At 72.6% G+C, this 17,094-nt stretch carries 17 protein-coding genes; 13 read left to right on the top strand and 4 right to left on the bottom strand.

Annotation, left to right across the window (positions count from 1 at the left end; genetic code table 11):
* Nucleotides 1-62: 62 nt before the first annotated feature.
* The 4 genes from ACTJIY_RS16745 to sdhC all read right to left on the bottom strand — a co-directional run bounded on the left by ACTJIY_RS16745 (nt 63) and on the right by sdhC (nt 3,574).
* Nucleotides 63-830, bottom strand: a complete 768-nt coding sequence (locus tag ACTJIY_RS16745; protein WP_253051086.1) for a succinate dehydrogenase iron-sulfur subunit — start codon at nt 828-830, stop codon at nt 63-65.
* Nucleotides 830-2,662 (bottom strand): succinate dehydrogenase flavoprotein subunit, encoded by a 1,833-nt coding sequence (gene sdhA / locus ACTJIY_RS16740; RefSeq protein WP_253051087.1) that lies wholly within the window; start codon nt 2,660-2,662, stop codon nt 830-832. The genes ACTJIY_RS16745 and sdhA overlap by 1 nt, the downstream gene beginning before the upstream one ends.
* Before the next feature lie 67 nt (nt 2,663-2,729).
* Complete coding sequence (locus ACTJIY_RS16735) at nt 2,730-3,191, bottom strand: succinate dehydrogenase hydrophobic membrane anchor subunit (RefSeq protein ID WP_047233508.1); 462 nt, start codon at nt 3,189-3,191, stop codon at nt 2,730-2,732.
* Entirely contained in the window at nt 3,191-3,574 is a 384-nt protein-coding gene (gene sdhC, locus ACTJIY_RS16730; RefSeq protein WP_087471554.1) for a succinate dehydrogenase, cytochrome b556 subunit, read from the bottom strand. Before sdhC ends, ACTJIY_RS16735 begins: the two co-directional genes overlap by 1 nt.
* Nucleotides 3,575-3,808: 234 nt before the next feature.
* On the opposite strand from sdhC, the gene ACTJIY_RS16725 reads away from it, so the two are divergent.
* The 13 genes from ACTJIY_RS16725 to ACTJIY_RS16665 all read left to right on the top strand — a co-directional run bounded on the left by ACTJIY_RS16725 (nt 3,809) and on the right by ACTJIY_RS16665 (nt 17,024).
* Nucleotides 3,809-4,936 (top strand): mannose-1-phosphate guanylyltransferase, encoded by a 1,128-nt coding sequence (locus ACTJIY_RS16725; RefSeq protein WP_253051088.1) that lies wholly within the window; start codon nt 3,809-3,811, stop codon nt 4,934-4,936.
* The gene (locus tag ACTJIY_RS16720) at nt 4,933-6,150 is read left to right on the top strand and encodes an amidohydrolase (protein ID WP_253051089.1); all 1,218 of its coding nucleotides are present in this window, start codon (nt 4,933-4,935) and stop codon (nt 6,148-6,150) included. Before ACTJIY_RS16725 ends, ACTJIY_RS16720 begins: the two co-directional genes overlap by 4 nt.
* Before the next feature lie 226 nt (nt 6,151-6,376).
* Nucleotides 6,377-7,471: a BMP family lipoprotein gene (locus tag ACTJIY_RS16715; protein WP_253051090.1), complete on the top strand. Its 1,095-nt coding sequence runs from the start codon at nt 6,377-6,379 to the stop codon at nt 7,469-7,471.
* A 224-nt stretch (nt 7,472-7,695) separates the two neighbouring features.
* Nucleotides 7,696-9,318: an ABC transporter ATP-binding protein gene (locus tag ACTJIY_RS16710; RefSeq protein ID WP_440674798.1), complete on the top strand. Its 1,623-nt coding sequence runs from the start codon at nt 7,696-7,698 to the stop codon at nt 9,316-9,318.
* Entirely contained in the window at nt 9,315-10,631 is a 1,317-nt protein-coding gene (locus ACTJIY_RS16705; protein WP_374614485.1) for an ABC transporter permease, read from the top strand. Before ACTJIY_RS16710 ends, ACTJIY_RS16705 begins: the two co-directional genes overlap by 4 nt.
* Nucleotides 10,628-11,923, top strand: coding sequence for an ABC transporter permease (locus ACTJIY_RS16700; protein ID WP_253051092.1), 1,296 nt, complete (start codon nt 10,628-10,630; stop codon nt 11,921-11,923). Before ACTJIY_RS16705 ends, ACTJIY_RS16700 begins: the two co-directional genes overlap by 4 nt.
* Before the next feature lie 13 nt (nt 11,924-11,936).
* The gene (locus ACTJIY_RS16695) at nt 11,937-12,410 is read left to right on the top strand and encodes a cytidine deaminase (RefSeq protein ID WP_290444916.1); all 474 of its coding nucleotides are present in this window, start codon (nt 11,937-11,939) and stop codon (nt 12,408-12,410) included.
* Nucleotides 12,411-12,556: 146 nt separating this feature from the next.
* Nucleotides 12,557-13,822 carry a thymidine phosphorylase gene (locus ACTJIY_RS16690; protein WP_253051440.1) on the top strand — a complete coding sequence of 422 codons (1,266 nt, stop codon included), beginning with the start codon at nt 12,557-12,559 and terminating at the stop codon, nt 13,820-13,822.
* Between the two features lie 2 nt (nt 13,823-13,824).
* Nucleotides 13,825-14,232: a YidH family protein gene (locus ACTJIY_RS16685; protein WP_253051093.1), complete on the top strand. Its 408-nt coding sequence runs from the start codon at nt 13,825-13,827 to the stop codon at nt 14,230-14,232.
* Complete coding sequence (locus tag ACTJIY_RS16680; RefSeq protein WP_253051094.1) at nt 14,229-14,576, top strand: DUF202 domain-containing protein; 348 nt, start codon at nt 14,229-14,231, stop codon at nt 14,574-14,576. Before ACTJIY_RS16685 ends, ACTJIY_RS16680 begins: the two co-directional genes overlap by 4 nt.
* Entirely contained in the window at nt 14,573-15,541 is a 969-nt protein-coding gene (locus ACTJIY_RS16675; protein ID WP_253051095.1) for a hypothetical protein, read from the top strand. The genes ACTJIY_RS16680 and ACTJIY_RS16675 overlap by 4 nt, the downstream gene beginning before the upstream one ends.
* 50 nt (nt 15,542-15,591) lie before the next feature.
* On the top strand, nt 15,592-15,831 hold the full coding sequence (locus ACTJIY_RS16670) for a hypothetical protein (RefSeq protein WP_253051096.1): 240 nt from the start codon (nt 15,592-15,594) through the stop codon (nt 15,829-15,831).
* 62 nt (nt 15,832-15,893) lie between these two features.
* A complete protein-coding gene (locus ACTJIY_RS16665) occupies nt 15,894-17,024 on the top strand; it encodes an adenosine deaminase (protein ID WP_253051097.1) in 1,131 nt (376 codons plus the stop codon).
* Nucleotides 17,025-17,094: the final 70 nt, after the last annotated feature.

Below are 17,094 nucleotides of genomic sequence, written 5' to 3'. Positions count from 1 at the left end.
TGCGGACGACGCAGGGCGCCGACCGTGGCGGTCGGCGCCCTGCGTGCGGGACGTGCGAGGGATCAGAAGGCGCGCGTGATCATCGCGCGCTTGACCTCCTGGATCGCCTTCGTGACCTCGATGCCGCGGGGGCAGGCCTCGGTGCAGTTGAAGGTCGTGCGGCAGCGCCACACGCCCTCCTTGTCGTTGAGGATCTCGAGGCGCTGCGTGGCGCCCTCGTCGCGGCTGTCGAAGATGAACCGGTGCGCGTTGACGATCGCGGCGGGGCCGAAGTACTGGCCGTCGGTCCAGAACACCGGGCACGACGACGTGCACGCCGCGCACAGGATGCACTTGGTGGTGTCGTCGAAGCGCTCGCGCTGCTCCGCGGACTGGAGGCGCTCCTTGCTGGGCTCGTTCCCGGACGTGATGAGGAACGGCATGATCTCGCGGTAGGACGCGAAGAACGGCTCCATGTCCACGACGAGGTCCTTGACCACGGGCAGGCCCTTGATGGGCTCGACCGTGATGGGCTTGTCGGGGTTGACGTCCTTGAGCAGCGTCTTGCACGCGAGACGGTTGCGGCCGTTGATGCGCATCGCGTCGGACCCGCACACGCCGTGCGCGCACGAGCGGCGGAACGTGAGCGAGCCGTCGTGCTCCCACTTGATCTTGTGGAGCGCGTCGAGCACGCGGTCGGTGCCGTGCGCGAGGACGGTGAACTCGTCCCAGTACGCCTCCTCGCCGTGCTCCGACTCGGGGGAGTAGCGGCGGACGCGGAGCGTGACCTCGAACGAGGGGATCTCTCCGGCCTTGGCCTCGGCGGCCGGGCTCTCGAGTGTGGCAGTCATCAGTACTTCCGCTCCATGGGCTCGTACCGGGTCTGGGTGACGGGCTTGGAGCCCAGGGCGACCTTGTAGCCGTCGAACTCCTCGACGTGGTCGAAGTAGCCGGCGACGTGCCCGTCGGCGACGTCGCTGGCCGAGGTGGGACGGCGGTACGCCATCGTGTGCAGCATGTAGTTGGCGTCGTCGCGGTCGGGGTAGTCCTCGCGGTAGTGACCGCCGCGCGACTCCTTGCGGTTGATCGCCGCGACGACGGTGACCTCGGCGATGTCGAGGAGAAACCCGAGCTCGATGGCCTCGAGCAGATCCGTGTTGAACAGCCGACCCTTGTCCTGGACCGAGACGTTCTTGTACCGCTTCTGCAGGTCGCGGATGTCCGCGAGGGCCTGGTTGAGCGACTCGCCGGTGCGGAACACCTGGGCGTTGGCGTCCATGGTCTCCTGGAGCGCCTTGCGGACGTCGGCGACGCGCTCGCCGTCGGGACGGTTGCGCATCTCCTCGAGCTGCGCGATCACGGCCGCGGCGGGGTTCTCCGGGAGCTCGGTGTACGAGGCCGTCGCGGCGTACGCGGCGGCGGTGCGGCCCGCGCGCTTGCCGAAGACGTTGATGTCGAGCAGCGAGTTGGTCCCGAGGCGGTTCGAGCCGTGGACGCTCACGCACGCCACCTCGCCGGCGGCGTAGAGCCCCTTGACGACGTTGTGGCTGTCGCGCAGGACCTCGGCCTCGACGTTGGTCGGGATGCCGCCCATCGCGTAGTGCGCCGTCGGGTACACGGGCACGGGCTCGGTGTAGGGCTCGATGCCGAGGTACGTGCGGGCGAACTCGGTGATGTCGGGGAGCTTCGCGTCGATGTGCGCGGGCTCGAGGTGCGTGAGGTCGAGCAGGACGTAGTCCTTGTTCGGCCCGGCGCCGCGGCCCTCGCGGACCTCGTTCGCCATGGACCGGGCGACGATGTCGCGCGGCGCGAGGTCCTTGATGGTGGGGGCGTAGCGCTCCATGAAGCGTTCGCCGTCCGCGTTGCGCAGGATGCCGCCCTCGCCGCGGGCGGCCTCCGACAGGAGGATGCCGAGGCCAGCCAGGCCGGTCGGGTGGAACTGGAAGAACTCCATGTCCTCGAGCGGCAGGCCGCGACGGTACGCCAGCGCCATGCCGTCGCCCGTGAGCGTGTGCGCGTTGGACGTCGTCTTGAAGATCTTGCCCGCGCCACCGGTGGCGAAGATGATCGCCTTCGCCTGGAAGACGTGGATCTCGCCGGTCGCCAGGTCGTAGGCGACGACGCCGGTCGCGGTGACCGTCTCGCCGTCGGGGATCTCGCCCGTGGAGAGGTCGTGGTCGGTGATGAGGTCGAGCACGTAGAACTCGTTGAAGAACTCCACGTCCTGCTTGACGCACTGCTGGTAGAGCGTCTGGAGGATCATGTGGCCGGTGCGGTCCGCGGCGTAGCAGGAGCGGCGCACCGCGGCCTCGCCGTGGTTGCGGGTGTGCCCGCCGAACCGGCGCTGGTCGATGCGGCCCTCGGGCGTGCGGTTGAAGGGCAGGCCCATGCGCTCGAGGTCGAGGACCGCGTCGATGGCCTCCTTGGCCATGATCTCCGCGGCGTCCTGGTCGACGAGGTAGTCGCCGCCCTTGACCGTGTCGAACGTGTGCCACTCCCAGTTGTCCTCCTCCACGTTCGCGAGGGCGGCGCACATGCCGCCCTGCGCGGCGCCCGTGTGCGAGCGCGTGGGGTACAGCTTGGAGATGACGGCCGTGCGGACCTTGCCGGACGACTCCAGCGCCGCGCGCATCCCGGCGCCGCCTGCGCCGACGATGACGACGTCGTACTGATGGGTTTGCATCGGGGTCGATGCCTCCTGGGAGAGAGCCGGGTGGAGCGAGAAGACGGGGGCGAGCTGCGGGAGGTGCTCAGGCCGTGCAGAACGACGCGAGCAGCTCGGCCGGAGCGTTCGCGGGGCACGGGTCGAACGTGAAGATCACGAGCGTGCCGAGGACCGTGACGATCGTGAACGCGAGGTACAGCGCGAGCTTGAGGACGAGGCGAGTGCCGTCACGCTCGGCGTAGTCGTTGATGATCGTGCGCACGCCGTTGGTGCCGTGGAACATGGCCAGCCACAGCATGAGCAGGTCCCAGATCTGCCAGAACGGCGAGGCCCACTTGCCGGCGACGAAGCCGAAGTCGATCGCGTGCACGCCCTCGCCGACCATGAGGTTGACGAAGAGGTGACCGAAGATCAGCACGATCAGCACGACGCCGGAGGCGCGCATGAAGATCCAGCTGTACAGCTCGTAGTTGCTGCGCGTGGCCTTGCGGCGCTTGTACGGGTCGCGCGGGCTCGCGACCGCCGAGGCCGTGGTCGTGGTCGACATCAGTGCCCCCCTCCGAAGACGTTCATGAGGTGACGCGGCAGGAAGCCCGCCATCGTCACGACGAAGAGGCCGACGACGATCCAGAGCATGGTGCGCTGGTACCGCGGGCCCTTGGCCCAGAAGTCGATGAGGATGATGCGGATGCCGTTGAAGGCGTGGAAGACGATGGCCGCGACCAGTCCCGCCTCGCCCAGGCCCATGATCGGCGTCTGGTACGTCCCGATGACGGCGTTGTAGGCCTCGGGCGACACCCGGACGAGCGCCGTGTCGAGCACGTGGACGAGCAGGAAGAAGAAGATGAGCACGCCGGTCACGCGATGCGCGACCCACGACCACATGCCTTCACGGCCGCGGTAGAGCGTGCCAGCTGGTGCACTGGGCACTTTGGGGGCCTCCTGTGGCGAGATCAGGGGGGAGATGTCAGGTTCCGGCCCTGGCCCGGAACTCCCTCAGTCCGGACCGCGGGACCGTCGTCGGCATCGGTCTCTGGGCTTCCACCATAGTGACATCGGCGTCATGATGCGGACCGTCGGAGGCGGCGGAACGCCCCTGCGCGGGGGGTTTGTGACTGATCCCACAGCCCGCGGGGGAACTGTGCGGCTCACTATGCTGCCCTCATGGCCTCCTCGTCCGCCGGGCCGATCCCCGGCTTCCACGCCGTCGTCCCGGCAGGAGGCGCGGGCACGCGGCTGTGGCCGCTCTCGCGCGCCGGCTCGCCCAAGTTCCTCCTCGACCTCACCGGCTCGGGCCGCTCGCTCCTGCAGGCGACGGTGGACCGGCTCGTCCCGCTCGCGGGAGAGCAGGGCGTCGTGCTCGTCACGGGGGACCGGCACGTCGCCGCCGCACGCACCCAGCTCCCCGGCCTGCCGGCCGAGAACGTGCTCGCGGAGCCGTCGCCCCGGGACTCGATGGCGGCCATCGGCCTCGCCGCGGCGGTGCTCGAGGCGCGGCACGGCGACGTCGTCGTCGGCTCGTTCGCCGCGGACCAGGTGATCACGGGGCGCGACTCCTTCGAGTCGTCGGTGCGCGAGGCGGTGGAGGCGGCCCGCGCGGGCTACGTGGTGACGATCGGCATCGCGGCGTCGCGGCCGTCGACGGCGTTCGGGTACGTCCACAGCGGCGCGCCGCTCGGCGTCGCGGGGGCGCCGAGCGCGCAGCACGTGCGCGGCTTCACGGAGAAGCCGGACTCCGCGACCGCGCAGCGCTACCTCGCGTCCGGCGAGTACCGGTGGAACGCCGGCATGTTCATCGTCCGGTCGTCGGTCCTCCTGGGGCACCTCGCGGACCAGCGCCCGGAGCTGCACGACGGCCTGCGCGCGATCGCCGCGGCGTGGGACGGCCCCGACCGCGACCGCGTGCTCGCGGAGCGCTGGCCCGCGCTCGAGCGGATCGCGATCGACCACGCGGTCGCCGAGCCCGTCGCGGCCGTGGGCGGCGTGGCCGTCGTCCCCGGCACGTTCGGCTGGGACGACGTGGGGGACTTCAACTCGCTCGCCGCGCTGCTGCCCTCGGTCGACGGTGCCGGCTCGAAGGTCCTCGGTGACACGGGCCGGGTCGTCCGTCGCGAGAGCGCAGGGTCCGTGGTCGTGCCGGCGAGCGACCGGGTCGTCACGGTGCTGGGCCTCGACGACGTCGTGGTCGTCGACACCCCCGACGCGCTGCTCGTCACCACGCGTGCACGGGCCCAGCAGGTGAAGTCGATGGTCGACACGGTGCGCGAGCTCGGGATGGACGAGCTCCTGTGACCGCCGACGTGACCCTCGCCGCCCGCATCGCCGCCGCCGCGGCCCGCCACGTGGACGAGGTCGTGGCGATCCGCCGCGATCTCCACGCCCACCCGGAGGTCTCGCGCGCCGAGACGCGGACGACGGCGCTGCTCGCCGACCGGTTGCGCGCCGCGGGGCTCGAGCCGCGGCTCCTGCCGGGCACGGGCCTCGTGTGCGACGTCGGCCCGCAGCCCGGGGACGGGGCGGCCACGGGGTCGCCCGTCCCGGGACGCGTCGCCCTGCGGGCCGACATCGACGCGCTGCCGCTCCAGGACAGGTGCGACCTCCCGTGGGCCTCGACGGTCCCGGGCGTCGCCCACGCCTGCGGCCACGACGTGCACACCGCGGTGGTGCTGGGTGCCGGCCTGGTCCTCGCCGACCTCCACGCGCAGGGCGAGCTGCGCCGCGGCGTGCGGCTCGTCTTCCAGCCCGCGGAGGAGGTCCAGCCCGGCGGGTCGCTCGACGTCCTCGCCGCGGGCGCGATGGACGGCGTCGACGAGATCTACGCGGTGCACTGCGACCCCAAGGTCGACGTGGGCCGCATCGGGACGCGCATCGGTCCGATCACGTCGGCGTCCGACGAGGTCTCCGTGACCATCGCCTCGCCCGGGGGACACACGTCGCGCCCGCACCTCACGGGTGACGTCGTCTACGCGCTGGGTCAGGTCATCACGCAGGTCCCCGCGGTGCTGGGCCGGCGGCTGGACCCGCGCTCGGGCGTGAACCTCACGTGGGGCGCCGTGCACGCGGGGTCGGCGCACAACGCGATCCCGAGCACCGGGACGGTGCGCGGCACGCTGCGCTGCCTCGACGTGCGCGCGTGGGAGTTCGCGGGTCAGGTGCTGCACGACGCGGTCGAGCAGGTCGTCGCGCCGTACGAGGTCGAGGTGACCGTGCACCACACGCGCGGCGTGCCGCCGGTGGAGAACGACGAGCGCTGCACGGGTCTGCTCGAGGCGGCCGCGCGCGACGTCCTCGGCCCGGACTCCGTGCTCCTCACGGAGCAGTCGCTCGGCGGGGAGGACTTCGCCTGGTACCTCACGAAGGTCCCCGGCGCGATGGCCCGGCTCGGCACGCGGACGCCTGGCGGGCGCAGCTACGACATCCACCAGGGCGACCTGCAGGTCGACGAGCGCGCGGTGGACGCCGGGATGCGCCTGCTCGCCCGTGTCGCCGCCGGTCAGGACGGGTGAAGCGGTCCCGACTCGTGGACAGGGGTGTGTCACGCCTCAGACGCAAAGTGACGCTTGCATAACGAAGCAGCGGCGTTACCGACAAGTAACGTGCAAGACCCGTCGGGCTGATTAGTGTTCGGTCCTATAGAGGCCGACGGACCGGTCCTCCCGTGCAACGGCGCTCGGGAGGGCCCAGGGGTCCTTCCCTGCGCGGCCCTGCTACGAGAACGACAGGAGCTATCAGGTGAAGAGAGCGACTCAGGTCACCGCGCTCGCGGCGGTCGCCGCGCTCGCGCTGGCCGCGTGCGGCGCCGCGCCCGAGGACGACGAGACGACCGGCGGCGGCGAGAACACCGCGGGCGGCAACTCCGACTTCTCCGCGTGCATGGTGTCCGACGCCGGCGGGTTCGACGACCAGTCCTTCAACCAGTCGGGCTACGAGGGCCTCATGCAGGCCAAGGACGAGCTCGGCATCACGACCCACGAGGTCGAGTCGCAGGCGGACACGGACTACGCGCCCAACATCGACAGCCTGGTGCAGCAGGGCTGCAACCTCATCATCGGCGTCGGCTTCCTCCTCGAGGACCCGATCCAGACCGCCGCCGAGGCCAACCCCGACACGCACTTCGCGCTGATCGACTCCTCGTTCTCCGACGCGGACTTCAACCCCGTCGAGATCGACAACGCCAAGCCGATCCTCTTCAACACCGCCGAGGCCGCGTTCCTCGCCGGGTACCTCGCGGCGGGCATGACGGAGTCCGGCACGGTCGCCACGTTCGGCGGCATCCAGATCCCGTCGGTCGCGATCTTCATGGACGGCTACGTCGACGGCGTCGCGAAGTACAACGCGGACAACGGCACCGACGTCAAGGTCCTCGGCTGGGACAAGGCGGCCCAGACGGGCACGTTCACCGGCGACTTCGACAACCAGGCCAACGGCCAGAACGTCACGCAGGGCTTCATCGACCAGGGTGCGGACATCATCATGCCCGTCGCCGGTCCGGTGGGCCTGGGCGCGGCGGCCGCGGCCGAGGGCGCGGGCGCCAAGATCATCTGGGTCGACTCGGACGGCTTCCTCACGACGGACTACGGGAGCCTCATCCTCACGTCGGTCATGAAGCAGATCGGCCCGGCCGTGTTCGACACGGTGAAGGAGTCGGCGGACGGCAACTTCACCAACGAGCCGTACGTCGGCACGCTGGAGAACGAGGGCGTCGGCCTCGCGCCGTTCCACGACTTCGAGGACGCCGTCCCGGCGGAGCTCCAGGACCAGCTCGCGCAGTACCAGGAGCAGATCATCGCGGGCGACCTCGTCATCGAGTCGCCGAACGCGCCGTGACGCGACGCTGAACCCGCCGACCGCCTCCGGGCGGTCGGCACCGGTGGCCCGGGCACCGCGCCCGGGCCACCGTCATGACGACGACGGGGTCGTCGGTACCTGCGACGACGCCCACGGTGCCCACGACGCGACGCGCTCGGGCGAGTGCGGTTCGATGGAGTACCGCGACGTGCGCGGGGTCGGCACCGCGAAGAACGCTGCGAAGCACGAGGAGAGGCAGACCGGTGAAGCTGGAGCTGCGCGGGATCACGAAGGTCTTCGGGTCCCTGGTCGCCAACGACCACATCGACCTGGTCATCGAGCCCGGCGAGATCCATGCCCTGCTCGGGGAGAACGGTGCGGGCAAGAGCACGCTCATGAACGTGCTCTACGGGCTGTACGACCCGGACGACGGGCAGATCCTCGTCGACGACGTCCCGGTCCAGTTCACCGGACCCGGCGACGCGATGGCCGCCGGCATCGGCATGGTGCACCAGCACTTCATGCTCGTGCCGGTCTTCTCCGTCGCGGAGAACGTCGCGCTCGGCCACGAGCCCGTCAAGGGCGCCGGCCTCATCGACGCGCGCCGCGCGCGCCGTCTGGTCCAGGAGATCTCCGACCGCTTCGGGTTCGAGGTCAACCCGGACGCGATGGTCGAGGACATCCCGGTCGGCGTGCAGCAGCGCGTCGAGATCATCAAGGCGCTCTCGCGCGACGCGCGTGTGCTCATCCTCGACGAGCCGACGGCCGTGCTCACCCCGCAGGAGACGGACGAGCTCATCGCGATCATGCGCCAGCTCAAGGCGGCGGGGACGTCGATCGTGTTCATCACGCACAAGCTGCGCGAGGTGCGTGCGGTCGCGGACCGCATCACCGTCATCCGCCGCGGCAAGGTCGTGGGCACGGCCGACCCCGGCGCGAGCGAGACCGAGCTCGCGTCCCTCATGGTCGGCCGCTCCGTCTCCCTCGGGGTCGACAAGGCGCCCGCGGCGGCGGGTGACGCCACGTTCCGCGTGGACGACCTCACGGTCATGGACGACGCGGGGACCGCGGTGGTCGATCGGGTGAGCCTGGACGTCGCGCGCGGCGAGATCCTCGTGGTCGCGGGGGTCCAGGGCAACGGGCAGACCGAGCTCACCGAGACGATCGTGGGCCTGCGCAAGCCGGTCGCGGGCTCGATCCGCCTCGACGACAGGGAGCTCGTGGGCCGCAGCGTCTCCCAGGTGCTCGAGGCGGGCGTGGGCTACGTGCCCGAGGACCGCAGCACCGACGGGATCATCGGGACGTTCTCCGTCGAGGAGAACCTCGTCCTGGACCTCGTGACGTCGCCGCCGTACTCGCGGGGCGGGGCGCTCGCCCGCGGGACCATCCGCGACAACGCGGAGCAGCGCATCGTCGAGTTCGACGTGCGCACGCAGTCCGTCGAGACGCCCGCCGGGACGCTCTCGGGCGGCAACCAGCAGAAGGTCGTCCTGGCGCGCGAGATGTCCCGCCCCCTGCGCCTGCTCATCGCGTCGCAGCCGACGCGCGGGCTCGACGTGGGCTCGATCGAGTTCGTCCACCAGCGCATCGTCTCGGAGCGCGACAACGGGACGCCCGTGATCATCGTGTCGACCGAGCTCGACGAGGTGCTCGCGCTCGCCGACCGGATCGCCGTCATGTACCGCGGTCGCGTCGTCGGGGTCGTCCCCGGCGACACGGACCGCGACGTCCTCGGCCTCATGATGGCCGGGGTCCCGCTCGAGGAGGCCGTCGTGCAGGCCGCCGAGCACCACACGACCCTCGGCGAGGCGGACGCCCTCGCCGAGGACGCGCCGTCGGACGTCGCGCAGGCCGCGGACGCCGCCCGCGAGGAGGAGATCCAGTGACCCAGCAGGCAACGCCCGACGACGCGGCGGCGCTCCCGCCGACGCCGGCGCCTCCCAGCGACACCCCGACGGCGGAGACGCCCGCGGGCCAGAACGTCCTGCGCGAGATGCTCGAGAGCAGCTGGCTGGTCTCGCTGCTCGCGATCGTGGCCGCGCTGGTCCTCGGTGGCGTCCTCATCGCGGCGGCCGACCCGGCGGTCCAGGAGGCGGCGACCTACTTCTTCGCCCGCCCCTCGGACTTCTTCGCCGCGGTGTGGAACGCCGTGTTCGGCGCGTACAGCGCCCTGTTCCAGGGCGCCGTCATCAACTTCCAGGCACCCGACCTCGCCCGCGCGCTGCGGCCCCTCACCGAGACCATGACCGTGGCGACGCCGCTCATCCTCGCGGGCCTCGGCCTCGGCATCGGCTTCCGCGCGGGCCTGTTCAACATCGGTGCCCAGGGGCAGATCATCCTCGGCGGCATCTTCGCCGGCTTCATCGGCTTCACGTTCGCGCTGCCCCCGGGTCTGCACCTCTTGCTCGCCGTGCTCGGGGCGGCGCTCGGCGGGGCGATCTGGGCGAGCATCGCCGGCGTGCTCAAGGCCCGCACCGGGGCGCACGAGGTGATCGTCACGATCATGCTCAACAACATCGCGATCTACCTCGTCGCGTACCTGCTCACCACCCCGGCGTTCCAGCGCCCGGGGAGCAGCAACCCGATCAGCCCGCCGATCCCCGGCACCGCGACGTTCCCGCTGCTGCTCGGCGAGGGCTTCCGCCTCCACCTGGGTTTCGTCCTCGCGCTCCTCATGGCCGTGGGCGTCTGGTGGCTCATGGAGCGCTCGACGCTCGGCTTCCGCTTCCGCGCGGTCGGCGAGAACCCCCACGCCGCGCGCACCGCGGGCATGTCCGTGCCGTGGACGACCGTCTGGGTCATGGCCATCGCGGGCGCGCTCGCCGGCCTCGCGGGCAGCGCCCAGGTGCTCGGCACGGAGAAGGTGCTCACCGCGGGCGTCGCGGCGAGCTTCGGCTTCGACGCGATCACGGTCGCCCTGCTCGGCCGGTCCCGCCCGCTCGGCACGGTCCTCGCGGGTCTCCTCTTCGGTGCGCTGCGCGCGGGCGGCTTCGCGATGCAGGCGCGGACCGGGACGCCGATCGACATCGTGCTCGTCGTCCAGTCCCTCATCGTGCTCTTCATCGCCGCCCCGCCGCTCGTGCGGGCGATCTTCCGCCTGCCGACGCCGGGCGGCCCGACGCGGGCCGAGCGCCACGCCGCGAGGCAGCGCGCGAAGGCGGCCACGACCACCACGACGACGCAGGAGGCCGGAGCATGAGCACCGCGACCACCACCCCGGCGCCGGCCGCCGCGCCGGAGCGCGCGGCCAAGCCGCTGCCGCCCATCAGCTGGAAGGCTCCGATCGCCTACGCGGTCATCGGCCTGCTGTCGCTGGTCTTCTTCGCGCTGCTGCCCGCCGGTGGGCACCAGACGACGTTCCGCCTCTCCACGGCGAACGACTTCTTCCAGATCGAGCCGGTCACGGTGAGCTCGACCGGGGCGGCGCTGTTCCTGTCGATCCTCGCGCTCCTCCTGGCGGGCCTGTCGTTCTGGGCCGCGCGCGACCGCCGCAAGGTCGGCATCTGGCTGCCGATCGTGTTCGGCGTCGCCGTCGTCTTCGCGTTCCTGTGCTGGGCCGGCGCGGGCAAGTCCGCGATCCCGCTCACGGGCCTGCTCCAGGGCTCGCTGTTCCTCGCGGTCCCCCTCGTGTTCGGCGCGCTCTCGGGCGTGCTGTGCGAGCGCGTCGGCATCATCAACATCGCGATCGAGGGGCAGCTCCTCGCCGGGGCGTTCCTGGCCGCGGTCGTCGCCTCGCTCACGTCCTCCGCGTACGCGGGCCTCATCGCGGCACCGATCGCGGGCGCCCTCGTGGGCGTGCTGCTCGTGATCTTCTCGGTGAAGTACTGGGTGAACCAGATCATCGTCGGCGTCGTGCTCAACGTGCTCGTGGTCGGCGTGACGAGCTACCTGTACTCGACGGTCCTCACCGAGGACTCGGCGACGTGGAACTCGCGCCACCCGCTGCCGGTCATCGAGATCCCGGTGCTGTCGCAGATCCCGGTCGTGGGCCCGGTGCTCTTCCGCCAGACCCTGCTCGTCTACATCATGTACGTCGTCGTGATCCTGCTCCAGATCTTCCTCTTCCGGAGCCGGTGGGGCCTGCGCCTGCGCGCCGTCGGCGAGCACCCCAAGGCCGCCGACACCGTGGGCATCAAGGTCAACGCGACCCGCGTGCGCAACACGATCCTCGGCGGAGCGGTCGCCGGCCTCGGCGGCGCGTTCTTCACGGTCGCGGCAGGTCTTGCGTTCGGCAAGGAGATGACGGGCGGCAAGGGCTTCATCGCCCTCGCGGCCATGATCCTCGGGCGGTGGAACCCGGTCGGCGCGCTCGTCGCGGCGCTCCTGTTCGGGTTCTCGGACAACCTCCAGACGGTGCTCGGCATCGTGGGCACGCCGATCCCCAGCCAGATCATGCTCATGACGCCCTACGTCGTGACGATCTTCGCCGTCGCCGGTCTCGTCGGGCGCGTGCGCCCGCCGGCCGCCGAGGGCATCCCCTACGTGAAGTGAGGTCACGGTGCCGATGACAGACCTGCCGCACGTGCACCACTCCGTGCCCCGGCCGGGTGAGGGGACGGACCAGGGCGGGACCGGCGTCGGGCCGGACGTCGACTGGGACGCGCTGCGTGACGCCGCGCGCGGGATCATGACTCGCGCGTACGCCCCCTACTCCGGCTTCCCGGTGGGCGCCGCCGCGCTCGTGGACGACGGGCGCGTCGTCGTCGGGTGCAACGTCGAGAACGCCGCGTACGGCGTGACGCTGTGCGCCGAGTGCTCGCTCGTGAGCTCGCTCGTCGGGACGGGCGGAGGCCGCCTCGTGGCGTTCGCGTGCGTGGACCGGCACGGGGCGACGCTCATGCCGTGCGGGCGCTGCCGGCAGCTCCTGTGGGAGCACGGGGGGCCCGACCTGCTGGTCGACACCGTGCGTGGTATCAAGACGATGAGGGACGTGCTGCCCGACGCCTTCGGGCCCGAGGATCTGGAGGAGCGGTCGTGACCAGCGACGACGTGACCCCGCAGGGTGGCGGGACCGAGGACCAGGACGCGACGGCGGAGGCGCTCGTCGGGGCCGGGGCCGGGGGCGAGGACGCGGGCGCAGACGGCGAGGGGCCGGCTCCCGAGCCGTTCGACGCCGTCGACGTCATCCGGACCAAGCGCGACGGCGCGCGGCTCGACGCCGCGCAGATCGACTGGGTGATCGACGCCTACACGCGCGGCGTCGTCGCCGAGGAGCAGATGGCCGCTCTCGCGATGGCGATCTACCTCAACGGCATGGACCGGACCGAGATCGGCCGCTGGACGCAGGCGATGATCGCCTCGGGCGAGCGGATGGACTTCTCGGGGCTCTCGCGCCCGACGGCGGACAAGCACTCGACCGGGGGCGTGGGGGACAAGATCACGCTGCCGCTCGCACCGCTCGTCGCGGTGTACGGCGTCGCGGTGCCGCAGCTCTCCGGTCGCGGCCTCGGGCACACGGGCGGCACGCTCGACAAGCTCGAGGCGATCCCGGGGTGGCGCGCGGCGCTCACCAACGAGCAGATGATGAACGCGCTCGAGCACGTCGGCGCGGTGATCTGCCAGGCGGGCTCCGGTCTCGCGCCCGCGGACCGTCTCCTGTACGCGCTCCGCGACGTCACGGGGACGGTCGAGTCCATCCCGCTCATCGCGAGCTCGATCATGAGCAAGAAGATCGCGGAGGGCACGGGCGCGCTCGTCCTCGACGTCAAGGTCGGCTCCGGCGCGTTCATGAAGGAGCTCGACTCGGCGCGCGAGCTCGCCCGGACCATGGTCGACCTCGGGACCGACGCCGGCGTCCGCACGGTCGCGCTGCTCACGGACATGTCGACGCCGCTCGGCCTCACCGCGGGCAACGCGCTGGAGGTGCGCGAGTCCGTCGAGGTGATGCAGGGCGCCGGACCCCAGGACGTCGTCGACCTCACGGTCGCGCTCGCGCTGGAGATGCTCGCCGGGGCGGGCCGGCCGCAGGACGAGGACGACGTGCGGCACGCGCTCGTGGGCGGTCGCGCGCTCGACAAGTGGCGCGAGATGATCGCCGAGCAGGGCGGCGACTCGCGGGCCCCGCTGCCGGTCGCGCGCGAGCGCGAGCACGTCGTCGCCGACCGCGACGGCGTGCTCGAACGGCTCGACGCGTACGCCGTCGGGGTCGCCGCGTGGCGGCTGGGCGCGGGCCGTGCGCGCAAGGAGGACCCGGTGCAGGCGGGCGCGGGCGTCGAGCTGTTCGCCAAGCCCGGCGACCCGGTGCGCAAGGGTCAGCACCTCATGACGCTGCACACCGACACCCCGGAGCGCTTCGAGCGGGCCGTTCAGGCGCTCGAGGGGGCGTGGGGGATCGCGGACCCGGGGACCGTCGTCGAGCGCCGGCCCGTCGTCCTGGACCGCGTCGACTGAGCGTGGCACCCGACGAGCCGAGCGCCGACGAGCCGGCGGACACGCGTCGGCCGCGCTCCGTCTACGGGGTCGGGTCCGAGCCCGACGCGCGGTTCAGCCTCGCCAACGAGCGGACGGCGCTCGCGTGGGTGCGCACGGGCCTCGGCCTGGTCGCGGGCGGCGTCGCGCTGACGTCCTTCGCGACGTTCGCCGACATGCCGGGCGTCCTCGACGTCGTCGCCGGCGTCGCGTGCCTCGTGGGTGCCGGGTTCGCGGGCTACGCGCTCGTCTCCTGGCGCCGCAACGAGCGCGCGCTGCGCCTGCGTCGGCGGCTGCCCGCCCCGAGCGGGCTGCCCGTGCTCGTGGTGGGGGTCGTGGTCCTCGCGCTGCTGCTCGCGGGCTACGCCGTGGGTTCGGCGAGCGGGCCGTGAGCACGCCGCCGGGGGAGGTGCCCTCGCCGCCGGTCCGGGACGAGGGGATGCAGCCGGAGCGCACGGCGCTCGCGTGGCAGCGGACGGTGCTCGGCGTGGTCGTGGGAGCGCTGCTGCTCGCGGGCGCGGGGCTCCGCTCCGGGTCGACGGTCACGGTGTGCGCGGCGGTCGCCGTCGGCGTGCTGGCGCTCGTGCCCGCCGTCCTGCGGCCCCCGACCGGCGGGCTGCCCGGCCACGGGCGGCTGTACTCGTGGTCCTTCTTGGTGCGCGTCGCGAGCCTCGTCGTCGTGCTGGCCGTCGTGGGTGCCGCCTGGGCGCTCGGCCGGGCGCTGGGAGCGGCATGACCCTCCGGGGTGCGCTCGGCGCGCTGCGGGTCACGGACCTCGCGCGGCTCGTTCCCGCGCGGGCGGTGCCGCAACCACCGCCCGGCGGCGTCTACCGGCCCGACGGCGGGACGGACCGTGCGCTCGACCGCGCCCGGCGCGCGGGCCACCCCGAGCACCGGGTGCGCGCGCTCGCCGGCACGCTCGGTGCGCTCGACCCGAGGACGCGGCGCGCCGTCGTCGACCCGTTGGGCCGCGCCGACCCCGGGCCGAGCGGTCCACGCGACCGCCGGTCCCGGCCGCTCGAGCTCGGCGGGGAGCCGGCGCGCCAGACCGACGCGACGACGTGCGGCTCGGCCGTGCTCGGGCTGCTCGCCGCGGCGGGCGACCCGGTGCTCGCGCTGTGGCTCGTCACGGGGCTGCGCCCGGGTGACGACGGCGGGCCGGGCGGCCGGCCCCGTGCGGGAGGCGCGTCGCGGTTCGGGGAGCTGCAGCGGGTACTGAAGCGCCGGACCAACCGCGCCGCTCTCGGCCCCCTGCCGTGGCCAGCGTCCCTCGGGACGCCGCCGTGGGGCGCCGCGCGGACCGCGCGGCACGCGGACGTGCGGTACGTCGAGCGCGTCGTCGCGGGAGACCCCGACGACGACCCCGTGGTCCGGGCCGCCCTCGCCGCGGCGGCGCGCGGCGTCCCCGTCCCGCTCTTCACCGGGGGCGACCTCGCCCTCGGCGTCGCGACCGCCGTGCCGCGCCACGTCGTGCTGCTCACCGACGCCGACGACGGCACCGACGCCGACGCGCGGGCGCGGCGGTGCCGGGTCTACGAGCCGTCGTCGGGCACCGTGCACGACCTCGACGCGGCCGCCCTGCTCGACGGCGCGCGGTCGCCCGAGGTGCGTCGTGCCCTCGGGGGCTGGCCGCACCTCTGCTGGGCGCTCCTGCCCGCCGTCGGCCGGGCTGGCGAGGCCCCGCACCCGGCGAGAGGATGAAGACGGCCGCCACGGCCGTGGCGCGCCGAGTCGTCAGGTGAGGAGTCGCGATGAGCACCGTGCCCGGGAACGACGCGTGGCGGGACGCCGGCCTGGTCGAGCAGGACGAGGAGGTCGTGAGCCTGGTCGAGGAGTCGGAGGACGACGGCCCGGGCGTCGACGACGCCGAGCACGAGAGCGACGAGTACCGTCCGCGCACCGCGCGACCCGACCTCGAGGGGGAGGCGAACGAGGCCGACGTCGTCGAGCAGGCGTCCGCCGTGCCGGGCGAGGAGGACGACTACGCCTGACCGGGCCGGGGCGCCCGGCCGTTCGGCGCGAGCGGGGGCGTACCGGCCGGTACCGTGAGCGCATGACCACCGAGAACGCCCCCCTGACGGTCGACGTCATCCGCTCGCTGCCCAAGGTCGTGCTCCACGACCACCTCGACGGGGGGCTGCGCCCCGCCACGATCCTCGAGCTCGCCGCCGACGTCGGGCACCAGCTCCCCGCGGGCGACGCCGAGTCTCTCGGCGCGTGGTTCGCCGAGTCGGCCGACTCGGGCTCCCTCGTGCGCTACCTCGAGACGTTCGACCACACGATCGCCGTGATGCAGACGCGCGACGCGCTCGCGCGGGTGGCGCGTGAGGCGGTGCTCGACCTCGCCCGCGACGGCGTCGTGTACGCCGAGCAGCGGTGGGCGCCCGAGCAGCACCTCCAGCGTGGGCTGACCCTCCAGGAGACGGTGGACGCCGTGCAGTCCGGCATCGAGCAGGGCGTCGCCGAGGCCGCCGCGGAGGGCCGGACGATCCGCGTCGGGCAGCTCGTCACCGCGATGCGCCACGCCGACCGGTGGCAGGAGATCGCCGAGCTCGCCGTCGCGAACCGCGCGAACGGCGTCGTCGGGTTCGACATCGCGGGTGCCGAGGACGGCTTCCCGCCGTCGCGCCACCCCGAGATCTGGCGCTACCTCGCCGACCAGAACTTCCCCGTCACCATCCACGCGGGCGAGGCCGCCGGTCCGGCGTCGATCGCCGAGGCCGTGCACCTCGGGCAGGCGAGCCGCATCGGTCACGGCGTGCGCATCGTCGAGGACATCACGTTCGACCCGGAGTTCCCGCACAGCACCGAGGGCGAGCCGGGTACGGCCGCGCTCGGCCTGCTCGCGCACTGGGTGCGCGACCACCAGATCCCGCTCGAGCTGTGCCCGTCGTCCAACGTGCAGACCGGGGCGGCGACGTCGGTCGCGGACCACCCGATCACCCGGCTCAAGGAGCTCGACTTCGCCGTCACGCTCAACACCGACAACCGGCTCATGTCGCGCACGACGATGACGCAGGAGATGGCGCTCCTCGTCGAGCACGCCGGGTGGACGATCGACGACCTCGCCGACGTCACGATGACCGCCGCGTGGAGCGCGTTCGTCCACCACGACGAGCGCCGCGCACTCGTCGACGACGTGATCCTGCCGGGCTACCAGGAGGTCCAGGGCGCGCAGCTCTGAGCAGACCTGCCGACCCGCCCGGGTCGCCGAAACATGACGGTGGTGCCGTGATCGACGCGATCACGGCACC

This window comes from Cellulosimicrobium sp. 22598, assembly GCF_052044445.1.
GTDB classification, from domain to species: Bacteria; Actinomycetota; Actinomycetes; order Actinomycetales; family Cellulomonadaceae; genus Cellulosimicrobium; species Cellulosimicrobium cellulans_G.
This window is presented reverse-complemented; position numbering and strand designations above follow the sequence as displayed.